The organism is Rhizobium sp. RU33A (assembly GCF_900156055.1).
Classification (GTDB): domain Bacteria; phylum Pseudomonadota; class Alphaproteobacteria; order Rhizobiales; family Rhizobiaceae; genus Allorhizobium.
On sequence record NZ_FTMQ01000007.1, the window covers coordinates 110,435 to 129,801 of the forward strand.

A 19,367-nucleotide genomic window follows, 5' to 3' on the forward strand; every position below is an offset into this window, starting at 1 on the left:
GGAAAACATGACCAGGATCAGCCTGCGCGGACGTATCCTGCTCTTCTTCGTGGCGCTGGCGGCCGGTGCTGTTGCGGCTTTGGCTGTCGGTCTGTGGTTCGGCTACCACCGCGAAGGCAGCCCGGACATGCTGAACGCCTTCATGCAGAGTGCGATCGCTGCCGGCTTTCTGATCCTTGCTCTGATCACCTGGGTCTGGTTCCTCTTCGACACCCATCTCGCTCGTCCCATCGACAAAGTGGCATCGGCCATGCGTGCCCGGGCGCATGCCGATGTGGGCAATGACTTTCAGGCAGAGGAAGCGCGTTATCTCGGTGATCTTGCCGATGCCGCCTCCGCAACCGCGGCTACCCTTGCACAGACGCGAGGCGCCCTGGCGGAACAGGTGCAGCGGGAGACCACGCGCCTGTCGTCCGACAAGAACAAGCTCGAACAGCTGCTCGCCGACGTGCCGCCTGCCGTTCTTCTCTGTACGGGCCGCCATCATCTCGTCTTCTATAATGGCGTGGCGCAGCAGATGTTGACGGGCTCGCAGCGCCCCGTCTGTCTTGATCGCAATATCTTTGACTATCTGAGCGAAGGGCCGATCCGCGACGCGCATCACCGGCTTCTGGAAAGTTCGGATCCAGACGCGGTGGTCGAGTTCATCTGTCTCAGTCCCTGTGGACGGCGCAGGCTCGCCGGGCGCATGAGGCTCGCCAGTGACAACGGCGGCGATCAGGCGGCCTATGTCATGACCCTTCGCGATGTGACGACCGAGGTTGCGGCCTATGCCAGGCGTGACGCTCTTCTCGGTGACGTGTTCCTGCAGGTCCGGCCCATTGTCTCGGATCTGCGCCATGCACTTGTTTCTCATGGTCCCGGAATGGGAGCCGATGCCCCTGTTTCGGAGCAGCTTCAGACCCTCGATGCGACGCTCGCGGATCTCGAGGCCCGCTTTGAAAGCTGTCGATCCGATGGTTGGCCGATGGCACCCACGGATGTGCGTGAGCTCGCCGGCCAACTCCGTCGCGACCTCGAAGGCCAGAAGCTCACGCTCGATGCCGAGGTCGCCGAAATCGCTGTCCGCTGCAATGCCTTCGATATCGTCAGTCTCCTGGGACACCTCGTTTCCCGTGTCAGTACGGCGACTGCTGCTTCCCATTTTCACCTCAAGGTTAGCGAAGCACAGGGGGCTGCCGAACTCACCTTGTCCTGGAAGGGCGGCGCCGTGTCTCCCAAAAACGTGGATGATTGGCTGGGGGAGACGGTCTTCGACGGTGGTGTGACCTGCGAGACGATCCTGAGGACCCACGGCATCGTCCTGGTCGTCGGGGGGGATGATGACGTGCCGTCGATTTCGACCCGGCTGCGGCCAATCGAGCGGCTGCGACCGGTTGGAGCGGACATGTCGCGGCATGTCGTCTATGACTTCGATCTTCTTTCGCGCCTGCACTACGAGAAATTATCCGACGCGCGCCTTGATGGCCTGACCTATGTGGTCTTCGATACGGAAACGACGGGCTTGCTGCCGGAGCAGGGCGATGAGATCGTCCAGATCGCGGCTGTCCGCATCGTCAATGGAAAGCGGGTCAAGAACGAGGTTTTCGACTTGCTCGTCAATCCCGGGCGGCCGATACCTCCGTCCTCATCTGCAATCCATGGCGTGACAGACGCGATGGTTGCAGATGCCGTCAGCGTTCAGGATGCCGTGCGGCAGTTTCACCGCTTTGCCGAAGGGGCCGTGCTCGTGGCACACAATGCGCCATTCGATATGGAGTTCCTAACGCGGCGGGAGAAGGAGGTCGGACTGCGCTTCACGAACCCGATCCTGGATACGGTTCTGGTCTCCGCCACCGCCTTCGGCCGCGCCGAAACACATACACTCGATGCGCTCGCCGACAGGCTGGGCGTGCACATCGATGAAAAAGACCGACACACCGCGCTCGGCGATGCGATTGCGACCGCCGACGTCTTCATCAAGCTGAAGGACATGCTGGCCGGCCGCGGCCTGGAGCGGTTTGGAGAGGTCCTGACAGAATTGCGCAGTCATCAGAAGCTCGTTCGCGATCTCAACGATCAGGTTCGCGTATCCTGAGTGTAAGTCAGTCCTGACGCAATCCCGCCAGCGACGACTCCGCATGCCCTCAGTGGCGGCCCTCCCATGGCGATGACAGGTGGGTGACAGGTTTCGCTGCTAGGTCTATGGTCACATCTTCCCGTGGAGGCGGGACCAGATGGAACTGGGAGGAGCAGGTTACGGCCTGAAGCGGCGTTGTCCGCATGCTGCGCAACCGCGCTCTCCCCACAGATCATTCGCAAGCGGCAATGACCGCATTGATGGTGGAGGACTATCTTGAAACACTTTTTCCTGGCTTCGTTCCTTGCAGGCGCTCTCGCCCTTCCGGCGGTGGCTGCCGACTATACAATCATCGCTCCGGCAGCGCCTGGCGGCGGCTGGGACCAGACGGCCCGCTCGCTGCAGCAGGTGATGCAGTCCGAAGGCATTTCGGGCAACGTCCAGGTCGTAAACGTACCTGGCGCCGGCGGCACGATCGGTCTTGCCCAGTTCGCCAGCCAGCAGAGTGGCAATCCGAACGCACTGATCGTCGGTGGTTACGTCATGGTCGGCGCGATCTTGACCAACCAGTCGCCTGTCTCTCTCTCCGACGTTACGCCGATCGCACGCCTGACCGGTGAGTACGAGGCCATCGTCGTTCCGGCCAATTCCGAAATTCAGAATATCGGCCAGCTGGTCGAAAAGCTGAAGGCCGATCCGGGTTCCGTCTCGTGGGCTGGTGGCTCGGCCGGCGGTACCGACCATATTGGTGCCGGCCTCATCGCCAAGGCTGCTGGCGTCGATCCGACCAAGATCAACTACATCGCCTATTCGGGCGGTGGTGAAGCGCTTGCAGCAATCCTCGGTGGCCAGGTTACTGTCGGCATTTCCAGCTACGGCGAGTTCCAGGCCCAGGTTGCCGCCGGCACCCTGCGTCTGCTTGCTGTTTCCAGCGCCGAACGTATCGAAGGCGCCGATGCTCCGACGCTTAAGGAAAGCGGTCTCGATGTCGTGCTGCAGAACTGGCGCATGGTTGCGGCCGCTCCGGGCCTGACCGACGAACAGAAGGCTGCCGTCACGGCTGATGTCGAAAAGCTGGCAAAGTCGGCTGGCTGGCAGGAAACGCTGAAGACCAAGAACTGGCAGGACACTTACCTTGTCGGCGCCGCTTTTGAAGAGCAGCTCGCCAAGGACATTGCTGCCACCGAAGCGATCCTCAAAGACATCGGTCTGGTGAAATGAGCATGGAAGAGCGTTCTTCCGAACAACGCACGCGCCGCCCTGATTGGGCGGCGCTGGCCATCGCAGTGGTCATGTTCGCGATTGCGGGCCTGATCTTCTACGATGTCGCGCGTCTGCAGGGCGGTAACAGCTATTCCGGGATTGGTCCTGCGACGGTGCCGAAGGGCATTGCCATCGGTCTGATCGGCCTTGGCATCTGGACGGTGTTCGCTGCGATGCGCCGCGATTTTCCGGAGCGCGAGCATCAGGAGCTACCGCCTGTGCTTTTCATCGTGGCCGGGCTCGCAGCGCAGATGCTGCTCCTGAAAACGCTGGGCTTCTCGCTTGCAACAGGTGTGTTGTTCGCTATGACCGCGGCCGGTTTCGGGAAAAGGAAGTTCTGGATCTCGCTGCCCGCAGGCATAGCTCTCTCGTTCGTCGTGTGGATCCTGTTCGCGCGTTTCCTGCAACTGTCATTGCCGGCGGGTCCACTCGAACGGCTGTTCTTCTGAGGGGAACCCCGTGAATACGTTTGATTTCCTTCTCCAGGGGCTGGCGATCGCCGCTCAGCCGATCAACCTGTTCTACGCGCTGATCGGTGTTACGCTCGGTACGCTCGTCGGCGTCCTGCCGGGCATCGGTCCTGCGCTGACCGTCGCACTCTTGCTTCCCGTGACCTATCAGCTTGACCCGGCGGGCTCGCTGATCATGTTCGCCGGCATCTATTACGGCGGCATGTATGGCGGCTCGACGACGTCGATCCTGCTCAATACGCCCGGCGAGAGTGCTTCCATCGTTACGGCGCTGGAGGGTAACAAGATGGCCCGTGCGGGCCGTGGCGGCCCTGCACTTGCGACGGCGGCCATCGGCTCCTTCGTCGCCGGCCTGCTGGCGACCATCTCGCTTGCCTTTATCGCGCCCTTCGTCGTCAAGTTCGCCCTGTCCTTCGGTCCGCGTGAATACTTCGCGCTGATGGTGCTGGCCTTCGTCACGGTCTCAGCAGCCTTCGGCGATTCCACCCTGCGAGGGCTTACGGCGCTTTTCATTGGTCTCGCCTTCTCGATTGTCGGTATCGACCAGCTCACAGGTCAGACACGTCTGAGCTTCGGTGTGCCGGACCTGCTCGACGGTCTTGAAGTGACCACGCTCGCGGTTGCCATGTTTGCCATCGGGGAGACGCTCTATGTGGCCGCACAAGGTGCGCGGGCGCCTGAGAAGGTCGAGGCGGTGCGTGGTTCGCTGTGGATGAACAAGTCTGACTGGAAGCGCTCGTGGAAGCCCTGGCTACGTGGCACCGCCATCGGTTTTCCGATCGGTGCGATGCCGGCCGGCGGTGCGGACGTATCAAGCTTCCTGTCCTATTCCGCGGAAAAAAGCTTCTCCAAGCATCCCGAGGAATTTGGCCATGGTGCGATTGAGGGCGTCGCGGGACCCGAAGCTGCCAACAATGCTTCGGCTGCGGGAACGCTCGTTCCCCTGCTGACGCTTGGTCTGCCGACGACAGCGACGGCTGCGATAATGCTGGCAGGGTTTCAGCAATTCGGTCTCCAGCCTGGGCCGCTCCTGTTTGCGACCAATCCGCAGCTCGTCTGGGGCCTTATCGCCTCCTTGCTGATAGCCAACTTCATGTTGCTGGTGCTGAACCTGCCATTGATTGGTCTTTGGGTGAGGCTGCTGACCATCCCAAAGCCTTGGCTCTATTCCGGCATCCTCGTGTTCGCGACGCTTGGCACCATCGGGGCCAATCCATCCGTGTTCGAACTCGGACTGCTGCTCACCTTTGGCGTGCTGGGCTATATCATGCGCGTCTTCGGTTATCCGATCGCTCCTGTCATCGTGGGCCTGATCCTTGGCCCCATGGCCGAGCAACAGCTTCGTCGAGCTCTGTCGATCAGCCAGGGGGACGCGACCGTTCTCTTCACCTCGCCGATTGCAGCGATCTTGCTTATCCTTGCTGCTGTCGCGCTCTTCGTGCCCATGATCCTTCGGGCTCGCGGCAAGGGTCAGGTGCTCGCACAGGTCGCTGGCAGCGAGGATTGACGGCTAACACTCCTCTGCCGATGCAGGACTTCGTTAACTCGGCCTGCATCGGCTGCATGGCTGGCCTGACTTTCCATCCATTGTAATTCCGTCGTCGGAGTATCATCTTCTGCTTGCAAACAAAGAAAGCGAGCAAAGAAATGTCTAGCCTCCGCAAGTCCATCCAGCAGGGTTTCCTCGGTCGTGCGATCGCCGTTATCGGCGCTGCAAGCTCCGCAGCGGCCGCTGTCGAGGGACATCGTCGTCCGAAGGACCATCACCTGAAGACGCTCGGCATCAACCCTGCCGATTTCCCGCGCTACTGATTAGCGGCGAGACAATGGGTGCCCATAAGGGCGCTTGAGTAAGGGCCGAATAGCCCAAGTGCATTATGCCGAGCGCTCCATCGTGGGCGCTCTTTCTGTTTGAACGATCCCGCAGCGGGTTACCTGCCGAGTCGCTCCCCTGCCGCAGTGAGCGCGATGATGACGCCGCCCGGCAGCCACTCAAAATCGATGCTTCCGCCGAGGTGGTGAATCGCGCTGGTTCGCGCCAACTTGCTGCCGAAGCCTTCCTGGGTTGGAGCCTTGATTTCGGGGCGGATGACATTTTCTTGCCATTCCAGATGCAGCGCATCCTGGTCCATCCGCCAGCGAACATCGAGCCTACCATCCTCATCGCGGAAGGGGCCATATTTTGCCGCATTGGTCGCAAGTTCATGAAAGATCAGTGCAAAGCTCGTTGATGCATGCGGGCCGAGACGAATTTCTGGGCCTTTAAGGGTGACTTGCCTGTCACGATCCGCCAGATGGGGTGACAGGATTTCTTCCAGAAGTGCGTGGAAGGCGACGGTTTCAGCAACTGATGATCCGGCGATGATGGCCGGCTGGATCAGGTGGTGGGCCTTCGCCAAGGCTTGCAGGCGACCGTGCAGTGATTGTGCCATCACGCTTACCGACGATGAGGATCGTGCGGTCATGTTGATCATGCCTGCAGTGATGGCGAAGAGGTTCTTGACGCGGTGGTTGAGTTCCCGCAGCAGAAGCTGACGAGCTTCCTCGGCCACCTTGAGATCGTGAATATCCGTGCAGGTCCCATACCAGCGTGTGATTTCGCCGTTCTCGTCGCGCACGCATTGGGCGCGTCCGATGACCCAGCGATAGACGCCGCTTCGATGTCGAAGACGGTATTCCACGTGATACGGTTCGCCGGTCTCCAGGCTGTGCTGCCACTTGGCCCAGGTGTCAGCCCGGTCATCGGGGTGAAAGACATTTTCCCATTCCGAGCCGTCGGTGAAGCCTTCGGCGACGCCGGTATATTCGTACCAACGCTGGTTGAAGTAGTCGTGGTATCCGTCTGCTCGGGTCGACCAGATCATCTGGTCGATTGAGTTCACGATGGCTTCGAAACGCTGTTCACTGTCCCGGAGAGCGGCCATGGCCGTTGTCGCCTCGGTGACATCAGAGGCCTGGATGAAGATGCCCGCTGGCTGGCCCGCCGTGTCGGTGATCGGCTGGAAGACGAAGTCCACGTATCGCCCCTGGAGTTTCCCATCGGGGCGCACGAATTCCACTGGCACCGCCTTGCCCTGGTAGGGTTCGCTGCTCGCATAGACGGTATCGAGCAGGCGGATGAAGCCTTGATCCTTCACTTCTGGCAGGGCCTCTTCAACTGGTCGTCCCAAGAGATTGCTTCTCTGTACCAGCTCTTCATAAGCCGGGTTGGCTAGCTTGAAGGTATGCGAAGGGCCTTCCAAAATGGCGATCGCGGCCGGTGCCTGCGCAAAGAGCCGGCCCAGCCGGGCAATCTCTTGCTGCGTCTGGCGCCTGGCGAGGACGGCAGCCGTGGTTTCGTTGCCCTGGTTGAAGATGCCGACGATGTTGCCGTGTTCGTCGCGTATGCTGGACAGGCTGTAGTTCCAGTAGCCTTCAGTCGGAACGCCGTTGCGCTCCATCATCAGCAGCTGGTCGTAGGTCGTCACGCCTTCCCCGGTGGTCATCACCTGGTGGAATTGCGGTCCGACAACGTCCCAGATGTCCAACCATACTTCGGCCGCCGGTCGGCCCAAAGCCCAGGGATGGCGGTCTGCCGGAATGGGTGCCCAGCTATCGTTATAGAGGAGCCGCATTTCCGGGCCCCAATAAATGGCCGTGGGAAAGCTAGAGTTCAGACAGATGGACAGTGCCGAGCGCAGCGCGGCTGGCCACTCTTTGATAGGGCCGAGACCGTCTGCCCAGTCATGCTTCAGGATAAGTTCGGCCATCTGGCCGCCATTCCTGAGAAAGCCGGGTATCACGTTTTGTTGCTCGTCGTGGGACATATATCCGGCTGCCTTGAGCTATGCGTTGCGGCTTATGCTATGTCAGATAGGACAAACACGTTTCCGTGTCTATTGCCCCTTATGGCCCGCTTCGGGCGGCCTTGGCATTTCAAAATCCCTGGTCGTCAAATTTTTTGAGAGTGCAGGGAACTTTTTTATTTGGCCGTTGTTTTCGATGGTGGCCTGTTCCAGGACTGGGTATGAATGTCTGATAAAAACTCCTCGCGCCGCGACGCACAAGACGCCGGCGACCGCCTACTCGCCTCCCATCCATCCGAGGATCCGTTCGCGGCAGCCTTCAAGGCTACCCGCATGCCGATGCTGATCACGGATCCGCGGCAGCCCGACAACCCAATCATTTTCTGCAATCAGGCATTTTCGAACCTGACTGGCTACAGCACCGATGAGCTCATCGGGCGCAACTGCCGTTTGCTGCAGGGACCGGAAACGGACAGCGGTGCGATTGCCCGTCTGCGCGAGGCTATTGCGGCAGAGCGGGACGTTGCGATCGACATCCTCAACTATCGCAAGGACGGTAGCCAGTTCTGGAATGCGCTTTTCGTCAGCCCCGTCCGGGATGCCGACGGCGAAGTGGTCTATTTCTTTGCATCACAGCTCGATTTCACGACGATCAAGAGCAAGGAACTCGATCTGGCAGAGGCGCGGCAATCGGCCGAACGTGAGGTCGCAAGGCGGACGCATGATCTGTCCGAGGCTCTGAAGGCCCAGACCCTTCTGGTGCATGAGGTCGACCACCGCGTGAAGAACAACCTTTTGACCATCGCCTCGATCGTCAAGCTGCAGGCGCGAATGTCTGGAAACGACCTCGTAAAGAGAACCTTGTTCTCGGTGCTCAATCGCGTCGAAGCGCTGAGCACCGTGCAACGAAAGCTGTTCACAAGCGCCGACCTTGGGCGGTTTGACGTTTCCGACTTTGCCAAGGATCTGATCGAGGATCTGGTCGGCGCCTTGAAGCGCGACGACATTCGCGTGACGACCGACCTGTCGCCTGTGCTCGTTCCGGCGGTGAAAGCTTCGCCGCTCGCTCTCATCATCAACGAACTGGTGCTGGATGCCGTGCGCCGAGGACTGAGCGACGGGGGTGGCGACATCCATCTGGAGGTGCGGCGGACCAACGGGCATTTCTTGATCCGGGTAACCGATACGACGAAGCCGGTCTCCGTCAATCCGGAAGAGGAGGCTTTTGGCAGGCTCATGCTGGAGACCTGTGCCAAGCAACTGGGCGCGAAGATCGCGCGAGAGGTCGAAGGCTACCGGACCGACGTTCAGGTCACAATGCTCGTCGAAGACGCAAAGGAAACAGACACTTGAAGATCATGATCGTCGAGGATGAGGCGCTTCTTGCCCTGGAACTGGAGCTTGAAGTTGAGGCCGCCGGCCATGTCGTCGTGGGCACGGCCGCGTCGCGCAAAGCCGCATTCGACATCATCGAATCCAGCAAGCCGGAATTCGCCTTCGTCGATGTGCACTTGAGCGATGGTCCCTCCGGGATCGAGATCGGTCGTCGACTGGCGGAACGCGAGGTCCCGTTTGTGTTCGTTACGGGGAATGTCAAACGGATACCGGAAGATTTCGTCGGCGCCATCGGAGCGATTGAGAAGCCTTACACGATGAACGGCCTTCAGAATGCCCTGACCTATATCAGTGAGCAGGTGGCCGGCGGTCAGGTGGCTAACCCGCCGCCGGGCTTGATCCTGGCCAAGGGTCGGCCGGTTCAGAACGACGCCAGCTGACAGGGCTGGCGCGGGCCGCCGCCATAGGGCTGGTAGGTGTTGTCGCTCGGACGATAGGAGCGATAGCGTTCCATGCAGGCCATGACGTGGCCTTCGTCCCCCATGCCGGCACCAGGATTGCTTCCGTCGGCACTGACGGTCATGACCCTCGCGTCGCCTTCTTCCAGCTCCGCCATGACCTCGACCTGGTAGGGTGAGTCACAGGGGCGAATGTCGCCGCTGAAGCCGCGATAGGCATTGCGAACGGGATCGTAGGAACGATAGCGCGCTTCACACCAGGAGAAATGCTCCGGAGGCAGCGTGTCGGCGCCGAAACCGGATGTCGCTTCGTCGATCGCCGCAGTGACGAGAGTGTCGATGTCACCAACCTCGGAACCCTGTTCTGCGGTCGCGGTCTGCATACTCTGATCCGATGACCCTACGTCGGGTTCGACTATCACCACATGGCTTGCATAGCGGGGCGGTAGACGCTCCAGGTTCTGTGCGGACCTGTCGATGCGAACAGGCTCCATCGTCCAGAGGTCCTGGATGTCAAGGCCGGTGAATCTGTGGGGGTCTTCTTCCGGTGCGAGCGCGGCTGACGCGAGGACGACGCCACCAATCACCATCCCGGCGGCGAGCGCTGACGCTGAGAGCAGTTTTATCACGGGTTTCATCGGGATCTCCATTCATCGTCTGTGACAGAAGAATGAGATTCCCGTCGGAGGGTTCCCGATGAAACGTGTCTTGTCCTTGATTTTTCGACGGTTTCTCCGAAAGGAGGTTAACAATCGAAATTCGTCTCAGTGGTTGTGACGCGGCGGTGTCTTGGAGATCTGCCGGAAATCCTCTGCGTTTTTGATCGTCGCACCATCGGCCAACTGGGTGACTGTCTGACGATAGAGCCGCTGCCAGGGTGTCGCGTCTTTCGGCACGGGGGGAATGCCCTCAGCTTTGCGCGTTTCGATTTCCTCGTCGCCCACCAGCATGTCGCAACGCCCCTCATTCAGGTCGATGCGGATGGTATCGCCGGTCCTGACCCATGCCAGACCGCCGCCGGCTGCACTTTCAGGCGATGCGTTGAGGATCGAGGGGCTGTCGGCAGTGCCGGACTGGCGGCCGTCGCCGATCGTCGGAAGACTGAGAATGCCCCGCTTGATGAGGTGATCCGGTGGCTGCATGTTGACCACTTCGGCAGAACCCGGCCAGCCGAGCGGGCCGGCGCCGCGGATGACGAGAACGCAGTCCTCGTCTATGTCGAGGGCGGGGTCGTTGATGCGCTTGTGGTAGTCCTCCGAGCCGTCGAAGACGATCGCGCGGCCCTCGAAGATGCCTTCGCGGCCCTTTTCCTGCAGGTAACGCAGGCGGAAACCCTCGGAAATGACGCTCGTCTTCATGATAGCGAAGTCGAAGAGGTTGCCCTTCAGCACGACGAAGCCGGCGCGTTCACGCATCGGTTCGTGGTAGGGCTTGATCACCTCCCGATCCGTCGCCTCCCTGCCTTGCAGGTTCTCAACCATGGTGCGGCCGGTTACCGTGCGACAGGTCGTGTCGATCTTTCCGACTTGCATCAGCTCCCACATGATCGCCGGGACACCTCCGGCGCGGTGGAACCGCTCGCCGAGATAGGCGCCGGCCGGCTGAACGTTGGCGAGCAGCGGAATGTCGTAGCCGTGAACCTGCCAGTCCTCGGGCAGGAGTTCGACGCCAGCATGCTTGGCCATGGCCATCAGATGCGGCTGGGCATTGGTCGATCCGCCGATCGCCGAGTTGACCCTGATGGCATTGAGAAAGGCTTCGCGGGTGAGGATGTCCGAGGGGCGGATATCCTCCAGAACCAGTTCGACCGCCCGCTTGCCGGTGCGATAGGCCATCTGGCCGCGTTCGCGGTAAGCGGCGGGAATGGCGGCGCAGCCGGTGAGCGACATGCCGAGTGCCTCGGCAATCGCGTTCATGGTCGAAGCGGTGCCCATGGTGTTGCAATGTCCGGCAGAGGGGGCCGAATCGAGCGCGCGTTCAAGGAATTCCTCGCGGCTGATCTCGCCGGCCGCATATTTGCGACGCGAGCGCCAGATTACGGTGCCGGAACCCACCAGCTCGCCATCATGCCAGCCGTCAAGCATGGGGCCGCCGGATAGCACGATCGCCGGGATGTCCACCGTCGATGCAGCCATCAGGGCAGAGGGTGTGGTCTTGTCGCAGCCGGTGGTCAGCACGACGCCATCGAAGGGATAGCCGTAGAGCAACTCGACCAGACCGAGATAGGCAAGGTTGCGGTCAAGGGCGGCCGTCGGTCGCTTGCAGTTCTCGAACAGCGGATGCGACGGGAATTCGATCGGAATGCCACCAGCGTCGCGGATGCCGTCGCGCACGCGTTTGGCAAGATCCAGGTGATGACGGTTGCAGGGATTGATGTCGGAGCCCGATTGGGCGATCCCGATGATCGGCTTGCCGGAGCGCAGTTCCTCCGGCGTCGTGCCGTAGTTCATGAAGCGCTCCAGATAGAGCGCGGTCATGTCGAGGTGATCGGGGTTGTCGAACCAGTCCTGCGAACGGAGGCGGCGTTTCGGTTTCTCAGACTCGGTCATCGACAGCACCTTTGCGGCGGTTGATCTTTTCCAGATGAAGCAGAAGGGCACTGTGGTCGAGTTCGCCATTGCCGTCTGCAACGAAGGCTTCGAAGGCCTGGCGAACGTCCGATGTCAATTGGAGCTCAAGGCTAAAGGTCTCGGCCATGGCGGCGACGGCGTTCAGGTCCTTCAACTGCAGGCGCGAGGGGCCGCCCGGCTCGAAGCGCCGCTCGACCATACGCTGTCCGTGCAGTTCCAAGATGCGGCTTTCGGCGAAGCCGCCGCGGATTGCTTCGCGGAACTTCTCCCGCGAAGCGCCGCCGGCCTCGACGAGCATCATGGCTTCTGCAACGGCGCCGATGGTGATCGCGACGATCTGCTGGTTGGCGAGCTTACAGATCTGGCCAGCTCCTGATGGGCCGACATGCGTGACGCGGCCGAGCGGGGCGAAGACATCTGCCAGGCCCTCGATGACATCGGCATCGCCGCCCGCCATGATCGCCAGCGTGCCGGCTTCCGCCCCGACGACGCCACCTGACACGGGTGCATCGACATGGGCTACGCCGTGGCCAGCGAGACGGTTTGCGTGATCTTTGGCAATCGGCGGTGCGATCGATGATGTGTCGATGACGACCGTGCCCTTTGCCAGCGCTTCGGCCGTACCCTTGGTGAAAAGTACGTCCTCGACTGCGGAGCCGTCCGACAGCATGGTGAAAATCACGCTTGCGCCGGAGACTGCATCTGCAGGGCTCTTGGCAAGCCTTGCACCGGCCGCCGCCAAAGGCTCTGCCTTGCCAAGGTCACGGTTCCAGACCGTGACCGGAAGGCCAGCCGCGAGCAGGCGCCTTGCCATGGGCGCGCCCATCAGTCCCGTCCCGAGAAAGGCGATCTGCCTGTTTTCAGTTCCCGTCAAAGCTTGCCTCCCAGTTCATCCTCGATATGCACCCGAATAATTTCGTCAAAAGAGCTTTCGGCGGTGAAGCCGAGTGCGCGGGCGCGGGTTGCTTCGAAGCCGGGAGCCCAGCCGGCGCAGATGCGCATGATCATCTCGTCAGGCTCGTGGCGGATGAGCTTGACCGCTTTCTCGCCTGCTACGCGGCGCAGCGCTTCGATCTGCTCGCCAACGGTTGCGCTGAGGCCCGGCATCGACAGGTTGCGGCGTGGGCCGACGGTTTCCAGGTCGATGTTTGCGCCGTGGATGAGGAACCCGACCGCAGATCGGGGCGAGGCGTGCCAGTGGCGGACATCGCCGCCCACCGGCAAGACGGCCTCCTGGCCGACCAGCGGCTCGCGCAGGATGTTGGAGAAGAAGCCCGAGGCTGCCTTATTCGGCTTGCCGGGGCGAATGCAGATTGTTGGCAGGCGGATGCCGATCCCGTCGAAATAACCCTTTCGGGAATAGTCGGAGAGCAGCAGCTCGCAAATCGCCTTCTGCGTGCCGTAGCTGGTAAGCGGCGTGGTGTGGAACTCGTCCGGGATCGGGTAAGGCAGCGGCGCACCGACGACCGCGATCGACGAGGTGAAGACCACTCTGGGGCAATAGCCGTCCGCCATGTGGGCGAGACGAATTGCCTCGAACAGGTAGCGGGTGCCGTCGAGGTTGATCTTGTAACCCTTTTCGAAGTCGAGTTCCGCTTCCCCTGAGACGATCGCAGCGAGATGGAAGATGACATCGGGGCGCGATGCAATCAGGCGCTCGGCGGATGCGGGCTCGGACAGATCGACGGTCTCTATCGTCACTCTGCCGTTGAAGCCTGTGGGAGCATCTGCAGCCACGACATCGGCGAGCGTCATCGCCGTGATCTGCCGTCCCTGCAACTCTCCATCGCGTGTGAGCCTTTGCGCCAGCTTGCGCCCGACCATGCCGGCCGCGCCAATCACCAGAATATGCATGTGACAGTCTCCTCCCGTGTCATTCTTCGACCCTGCGCGCATCTGCACAAGGGCCTTCTTCAAAAACCATTTGTAAGGTTGTCTGATAACCTTATATCACTTTCATGGAAACCGAATTTTTGGTCCAGCTTGCGATGGGCGGACTGGGAGACTGATGATGGCCATGGAAAGCGCGATCGAGGGCAAGGATTTGTGGAGCGGGGCGGGCAACCCGGTTCCTCGCCTCGTCGAGGCTCTTGGGCCCGACATGGTGGTCGTCGGCGCCGAGGTCGAGCGCTACTGCCGGGATTGGCATGGCGATGTCACGACCGGTGCGGTGGCGGTTGTTCGTCCGCGAACGACTGAGGAGGTCTCCCTTGCCGTTCGGACCATCCGCTCTCTGGGGCTGACGATCGTGCCGCAAGGCGGCAATACTGGGCTGGTTCTCGGGTGCACTCCCGACGCGCCGGCGAGCCAGGTTGTCGTCAGTCTCGAGCGCATGACGGCGATCCGCCGCATTGATGCGCATGATTTCTCGGCCATCGTCGAAGCGGGCGTCATCCTGCAGGACTTCAAGGACAAGGTGGAGGACGCAGGGCTATACTTCCCGCTTGCTCTCGGTGCGCAGGGTTCCTGCCGGATCGGCGGCAATGTCTCGACCAATGCAGGCGGCATCAACGTGCTGCGTTACGGCATGACGCGCGAACTTGTGCTTGGTCTCGAAGTCGTCCTGCCCGATGGCTCGATTTTCGAAGGTTTGTCCACGCTGCGCAAAGACAATCGCGGGGTCGATCTGAAGCAGCTGTTCATCGGGGCGGAGGGCACGCTTGGTATCGTCACCGCCGCTGCCTTCAAGCTTGCTCCGCCGGCCGAGAAGGTTGCGACGGCTTTGCTGGGGCTTGGGGCCTTGTCGGATGCGATCACGCTCTATCGGCGTGCACGCAGAGACTGTTGTGATCTGATGTCTGCCTTCGAGTTCATGCCGCCGATCGCCTTCACCCTCGCGCAAGAGGCAATTCCTGATCTGGCCATGCCCATGAGCGCCGACTATCCGGCCTATGTGCTGCTCGAGATTTCGGGTTCCGGCCTTGTGGATATCGAAGATCTGATGCACCGCTTTCTCGAAGGCGTGCTGGAGGACGGCCTGGTGCTGGACGGCGTCGTCGCAACGTCGCGGAGCCAGGCCCGCTCTCTCTGGCTCTTCCGCGAGGGCATGAACGAGGGGCAGGCCAAGCGGGGCCCGCATCTACGAACGGATGTGTCCGTGCCTTTGTCGCATCTTCCGGAGTTCGTCGAACAGGCGGAAGCGGCCATCGCAGCCCGCTTGCCGGACTGCACCTGCGTTTCCTACGGTCATGTCGGCGACGGCAACGTGCATCTGAACGTGCTGCCGCCTTCTGGTCTTTCCCGCGATGAGGTGGCCGAGAGGATCTACACGGCCAAGCACGTCGTCAATGATGTTCTGGATGGTTTCCAGGGGTCGATCAGCGCCGAGCATGGTATTGGCCGCTTGAAGAAGCCGGACTTTCTCTCGCGTGTGCCGGCCACGCAGCTGAAACTCCTGACTGCGATCAAACAGGCCATTGATCCCTCAGGGATTATGAACCCGGGTTGCCAATTGAATTTGACTGCGGATTCGTGAAATACCGGAGTGGATGGCAAGGAGACCAGCGGGCATGTCGATCGACCTCGGGCAATTGAATTTCGGACAGATCAGGCGCAGTGAGCACCTGCCCGCCCGAATTGCCGCGCAATTGGCCGACGAGATCAGCCAGGGACGCTTGAAGCCAGGTGAGCGATTGCCCACCGAGCATGTTCTGGCCAAGACGCTCGGCGTCAGCCGTTCTGTCGTACGCGAGGCCATAGCGCAGTTGCGCAACGAAGGTCTGGTGGAGACCAGGCAAGGTGTCGGGGCGTTTGTCAGCGAACCTTCGGCCAGACCTATCCGCATCAAGGATGGCGAACTCTCCGAGCCCCAGAGTTTTCGCGCGCTCTTTCAGTTGCGTGTGCCACTCGAAATCGAAGCGGCCGGTCTCGCTGCCGTGCATCACACCTCGGAGGATCTGGCGAAGATCGACGAGGCGCTGTCGCGCATGACGGGGGCAGGAAAGTGGACAGAGCAGGGCATCGTCGCCGATCTCGCCTTCCACCGGGCCGTCGCCGAGGCGACGCACAATGAGTATTTCGCGCTATTCATCGGCTTCATTGCCGAGCGCATTAGCATGGCGATCGATGCGGCACGCTCCCGCGCTGTGCTCGAGGAGATCGTCGAAGTGACCATTGCCGAACACGTCCGGCTGAGAGATGCGATCGCGAAGCGTGATGGCGCTGGCGCCCGCGAGGCCATGCGCGCCCATCTGCACGGTGCGGCAAGCCGGATCGATCTCAGCCTCGAGCAGTTCTGACACGGTCTCGTGCGGCAGCTTTGTCCACAAGTCCGTCGTCCGGGGTAGACAGGCGTCAAATCTGACCCTATGAATTTGCATCAAGAGTTGTCAGACATCCTGACAATATGGCAGGCGACAGTGTCGTTCATGCCGGAGGACAAGGAGGAGGTCCATCTTGCAGCGCCGTCAAAGTCTCGAATCCGTCTATATTCTGCCGGAAGATTCCTCCCAAGCTTTGCTGGTCGGCAGGGTTTGGTCGAAGGCCGCCGGTGGTCCTTGCCCGGTAATCGTGCGCAACGGCACCCTCTGTGACCTGACGGGCATCTCCCCCACGGTTTCCGGACTGTTCGAGTTGGACAATCTCGCCGAGCGCTTGATGGCTGACGAAAGCCTCCCCGCTTTGGGTACGCTCGACCAGTTCCTGTCCGGCGAGGCCGGTCATCTGCTCGCCCCCATCGATCTTCAAGCCGTAAAAGCCGCCGGTGTCACCTTTGCAGACAGCATGCTGGAGCGGGTGATCGAGGAACAGGCGAAGGGTGATGCCGGGCGTGCCCAGGCCATCCGCGAGAAGCTTGCTCCCGTGCTGGGCGACAGCCTCCGTGGGCTCGTCGCCGGCTCAGAGCAGGCGGCAAAGGTGAAAACACTGCTGCAGGACATGGGTCTCTGGTCGCAATACCTGGAGGTCGGTATCGGCCCCGATGCCGAGATCTTCACCAAAGCCCAGCCGATGTCATCAGTGACCTGTGGGGATTCCGTCGGCATTCATCCGATTTCCCAATGGAACAATCCGGAGCCCGAAATCGTTCTTGCCGTTCGTTCCGATGGCAAGATCATCGGTGCGACGCTCGGCAATGACGTCAACCTGCGAGATGTCGAGGGCCGGTCGGCGCTGCTTCTGGGGAAGGCGAAGGACAACAATGCATCGTGCTCGATAGGGCCCTTCGTCCGGCTTTTCCATGGCAGCTTCACGATGGACGTGCTGCGCAAGGTTCGCGTTTCGCTGCTCGTGCGGGGCGAGGACGACTTTGAAATGACGGGGGAAAGTCCGATGGAAGCGATCAGCCGGGCGCCGGAGAACCTTGTTGCGCAATTGCGCAACCGCAATCATCAGTATCCCGACGGCGCGGTTCTGTTCCTCGGCACCATGTTCGCGCCGGTCAAGGATCGCCGTGGTGCTGGCCTCGGCTTCACGCATGAGGTTGGCGATCGTGTCGAGATCGCGACACCGACGCTCGGTCGCCTGGTTAACTGGGTCGATCGCACGGATGCCTGCCCGGAATGGACCTTCGGAACACGTGCTCTTTTCCGCAACCTGGCCCAGCGCGGCCTGCTCGACAAGGCGTGAGAGCTGATGACCAGAATTGTCGATCTCTTCTACAAGCTCCTTGAACTGATTCTGATCCTGCTCTTGTCGGGCATGGCGATCATGGTGTTCCTCAACGTCATCTTGCGCTACGGCTTCAACTCCGGCCTGACGGTCTCGGATGAAATGGCTCGCTATTTCTTCGTATGGTTGACCTTTGTTGGCGCGGTCGTCGGCTTTCGCGAATACGGACACATGGGCGTGGAAAGTCTTGTCGCTCTGTTCGGTCGGCGCGGGCGGGTCATCTGCATGATCCTGTCCAATCTCCTGATCCTCGGCGTTTCTGCCATCTTCTTCTGGGGAACCTGGAAGCAGTTGCCGATCAATGCCAGCATGAGCGCACCAGTCACCGGGCTCTCCATGGGCTGGGTCTATGGTATCGGCTTCTTCACGGGTGCCGGCTGCAGCCTGATCGCGCTCGAACGCCTCTTCCGTCTGTTCACGGGGCGTGTCACCGAAAGTGAAATCGCAGCATTTGCAGGCGAACACCAAGGCATTGAGAAGCTGGTGGAGCGTGCCTGATGACCCTTCTTGTCTTTATCACCTCGCTCCTCGGCGCTATGGCCATTGGTGTTCCGGTCGCCTTCGCTCTGATGTTCTGCGGCGTGACGCTCATGTGGTACATGGGCATGTTCAACAGCCAGATCATCGCGCAGAACATGATTGCGGGCGCCGACACGTTCACGCTGCTCGCCATTCCGTTCTTCGTGCTGGCTGGCGAGTTGATGAACTCCGGCGGCCTGTCACGGCGCATCATCGAGTTCGCGATTGCCTGTGTCGGGCACATCCGTGGCGGCCTCGGCATCGTCGCCATCATGGCCGCCGTGATCATGGCCAGCATCTCCGGCTCGGCCGCTGCCGACACGGCAGCTCTGGCCGCGATCCTCATTCCGATGATGGCCAAGGCGGGATACAACGTGCCGCGCTCCGCCGGCCTCATTGCGTCCGGGGGCATTATTGCTCCCGTCATCCCGCCATCGATGGCGTTCATCGTCTTCGGTGTTGCGGCGAATGTCTCGATCACGCAGCTCTTCATGGCCGGGATCGTTCCTGGCATATTGATGGGGGTCGCCCTGGTGATTGCCTGGCAGATCGTGGTCCGCAAGGAAAATGTGCTGCCCTTGCCGAAAGCGCCGGCTAAAGAGCGCTTGCGAGCCACAGGGCGTGCTGCCTGGGCGCTCGGCATGCCGGTTATTATCCTGGGAGGGATCAAGGCCGGGGTGGTGACGCCTACGGAAGCGGCTGTCATTGCGGCTGCCTATGCCATGTTCGTCGGCATGGTGATCTATCGCGAGCTGAAGCTGAGGGATCTGCCGCGGGTCATTCTGCAGGCGGCCAAGACAACCTCGATCATCATGTTCCTGGTTTGCGCAGCGCTCGTCTCCGCCTGGCTGATTACCGCAGCCAATATTCCTGGCGAGATCACGCGCTACATCGAGCCTCTGATCGATCGGCCGATGTTGCTGATGTTCGTCATCATGGCGCTGGTCCTGGTGGTCGGAACCGCATTGGACCTGACACCAACGATCCTGATCCTTACGCCCGTGCTGATGCCGATCATCAAGCAGGCGGGCATCGATCCGGTCTATTTCGGTGTCATGTTCATCATGAACTGCTGCATTGGCTTGATCACCCCGCCCGTCGGCGTCGTGCTCAACGTGGTCAGCGGGGTCGGGCGCGTGCCGCTTGGCAAAGTCGTGACGGGTATTGGTCCGTTCCTGCTGGCGCAGGTGCTGGTTCTCGTTCTGCTCGTCATATTTCCCGAGATCGTCATCGTGCCAGCGCAGTGGCTACGGTGAGGAAAGAAGTTCAACCAACTCATTTCAATCCAAGGGAGGATACAC

General features: G+C 61.0%; 17 protein-coding genes. 12 read left to right on the forward strand and 5 right to left on the reverse strand.

Annotated elements, in window-relative coordinates:
- Positions 1-7 precede the first annotated feature (7 nt).
- The 5 genes from BW978_RS20795 to BW978_RS23650 all read left to right on the forward strand — a co-directional run bounded on the left by BW978_RS20795 (position 8) and on the right by BW978_RS23650 (position 5,604).
- Positions 8-2,077 (forward strand): 3'-5' exonuclease, encoded by a 2,070-nt coding sequence (locus tag BW978_RS20795; RefSeq protein ID WP_076397749.1) that lies wholly within the window; start codon positions 8-10, stop codon positions 2,075-2,077.
- A gap of 258 nt (positions 2,078-2,335) precedes the next feature.
- Entirely contained in the window at positions 2,336-3,280 is a 945-nt protein-coding gene (locus tag BW978_RS20800) for a Bug family tripartite tricarboxylate transporter substrate binding protein (protein WP_076397750.1), read from the forward strand.
- 2 nt (positions 3,281-3,282) lie between these two features.
- A complete protein-coding gene (locus BW978_RS20805) occupies positions 3,283-3,771 on the forward strand; it encodes a tripartite tricarboxylate transporter TctB family protein (RefSeq protein WP_175616925.1) in 489 nt (162 codons plus the stop codon).
- A 10-nt stretch (positions 3,772-3,781) separates the two neighbouring features.
- Positions 3,782-5,299: a tripartite tricarboxylate transporter permease gene (locus tag BW978_RS20810; RefSeq protein ID WP_076397752.1), complete on the forward strand. Its 1,518-nt coding sequence runs from the start codon at positions 3,782-3,784 to the stop codon at positions 5,297-5,299.
- 140 nt (positions 5,300-5,439) lie between these two features.
- Complete coding sequence (locus tag BW978_RS23650) at positions 5,440-5,604, forward strand: hypothetical protein (RefSeq protein ID WP_172450246.1); 165 nt, start codon at positions 5,440-5,442, stop codon at positions 5,602-5,604.
- Between the two features lie 119 nt (positions 5,605-5,723).
- Here BW978_RS23650 and BW978_RS20815 read toward each other — a convergent pair whose 3' ends face one another.
- A complete protein-coding gene (locus BW978_RS20815; protein ID WP_244552022.1) occupies positions 5,724-7,598 on the reverse strand; it encodes a sensor histidine kinase in 1,875 nt (624 codons plus the stop codon).
- 204 nt (positions 7,599-7,802) lie between these two features.
- Between BW978_RS20815 and BW978_RS20820 the strand changes: the two genes are divergently transcribed.
- Both BW978_RS20820 and BW978_RS20825 read left to right on the forward strand, forming a co-directional pair.
- On the forward strand, positions 7,803-8,930 hold the full coding sequence (locus tag BW978_RS20820) for a PAS domain-containing protein (RefSeq protein WP_076397754.1): 1,128 nt from the start codon (positions 7,803-7,805) through the stop codon (positions 8,928-8,930).
- A complete protein-coding gene (locus tag BW978_RS20825; protein WP_076397755.1) occupies positions 8,927-9,352 on the forward strand; it encodes a response regulator in 426 nt (141 codons plus the stop codon). Before BW978_RS20820 ends, BW978_RS20825 begins: the two co-directional genes overlap by 4 nt.
- On the opposite strand, the gene BW978_RS20830 is transcribed toward BW978_RS20825, so the two are convergent.
- The 4 genes from BW978_RS20830 to denD form a co-directional block, all read right to left on the reverse strand.
- Positions 9,334-10,008 carry a BA14K family protein gene (locus tag BW978_RS20830; protein ID WP_175616923.1) on the reverse strand — a complete coding sequence of 225 codons (675 nt, stop codon included), beginning with the start codon at positions 10,006-10,008 and terminating at the stop codon, positions 9,334-9,336. The genes BW978_RS20825 and BW978_RS20830 overlap by 19 nt on opposite strands.
- A gap of 126 nt (positions 10,009-10,134) precedes the next feature.
- Positions 10,135-11,919, reverse strand: a complete 1,785-nt coding sequence (locus BW978_RS20835; protein ID WP_076397757.1) for an IlvD/Edd family dehydratase — start codon at positions 11,917-11,919, stop codon at positions 10,135-10,137.
- A complete protein-coding gene (locus BW978_RS20840; RefSeq protein WP_076397758.1) occupies positions 11,906-12,814 on the reverse strand; it encodes an NAD(P)-dependent oxidoreductase in 909 nt (302 codons plus the stop codon). Before BW978_RS20840 ends, BW978_RS20835 begins: the two co-directional genes overlap by 14 nt.
- Entirely contained in the window at positions 12,811-13,794 is a 984-nt protein-coding gene (denD, locus tag BW978_RS20845) for a D-erythronate dehydrogenase (RefSeq protein WP_076397759.1), read from the reverse strand. Before denD ends, BW978_RS20840 begins: the two co-directional genes overlap by 4 nt.
- 163 nt (positions 13,795-13,957) lie before the next feature.
- Here denD and BW978_RS20850 point away from each other — a divergent pair, with 163 nt between their 5' ends.
- From BW978_RS20850 to BW978_RS20870, 5 genes are all read left to right on the forward strand, one after another.
- Positions 13,958-15,415, forward strand: coding sequence for an FAD-binding oxidoreductase (locus tag BW978_RS20850; RefSeq protein WP_139330628.1), 1,458 nt, complete (start codon positions 13,958-13,960; stop codon positions 15,413-15,415).
- Between the two features lie 34 nt (positions 15,416-15,449).
- Positions 15,450-16,178 (forward strand): FadR/GntR family transcriptional regulator, encoded by a 729-nt coding sequence (locus BW978_RS20855; protein WP_076397760.1) that lies wholly within the window; start codon positions 15,450-15,452, stop codon positions 16,176-16,178.
- Positions 16,179-16,335: 157 nt separating this feature from the next.
- The gene (locus BW978_RS20860; protein WP_076397761.1) at positions 16,336-17,505 is read left to right on the forward strand and encodes a fumarylacetoacetate hydrolase family protein; all 1,170 of its coding nucleotides are present in this window, start codon (positions 16,336-16,338) and stop codon (positions 17,503-17,505) included.
- A gap of 6 nt (positions 17,506-17,511) precedes the next feature.
- Positions 17,512-18,045: a TRAP transporter small permease gene (locus BW978_RS20865; RefSeq protein WP_076397762.1), complete on the forward strand. Its 534-nt coding sequence runs from the start codon at positions 17,512-17,514 to the stop codon at positions 18,043-18,045.
- Positions 18,045-19,322, forward strand: coding sequence for a TRAP transporter large permease (locus BW978_RS20870; RefSeq protein WP_076397763.1), 1,278 nt, complete (start codon positions 18,045-18,047; stop codon positions 19,320-19,322). The genes BW978_RS20865 and BW978_RS20870 overlap by 1 nt, the downstream gene beginning before the upstream one ends.
- Positions 19,323-19,367: the final 45 nt, after the last annotated feature.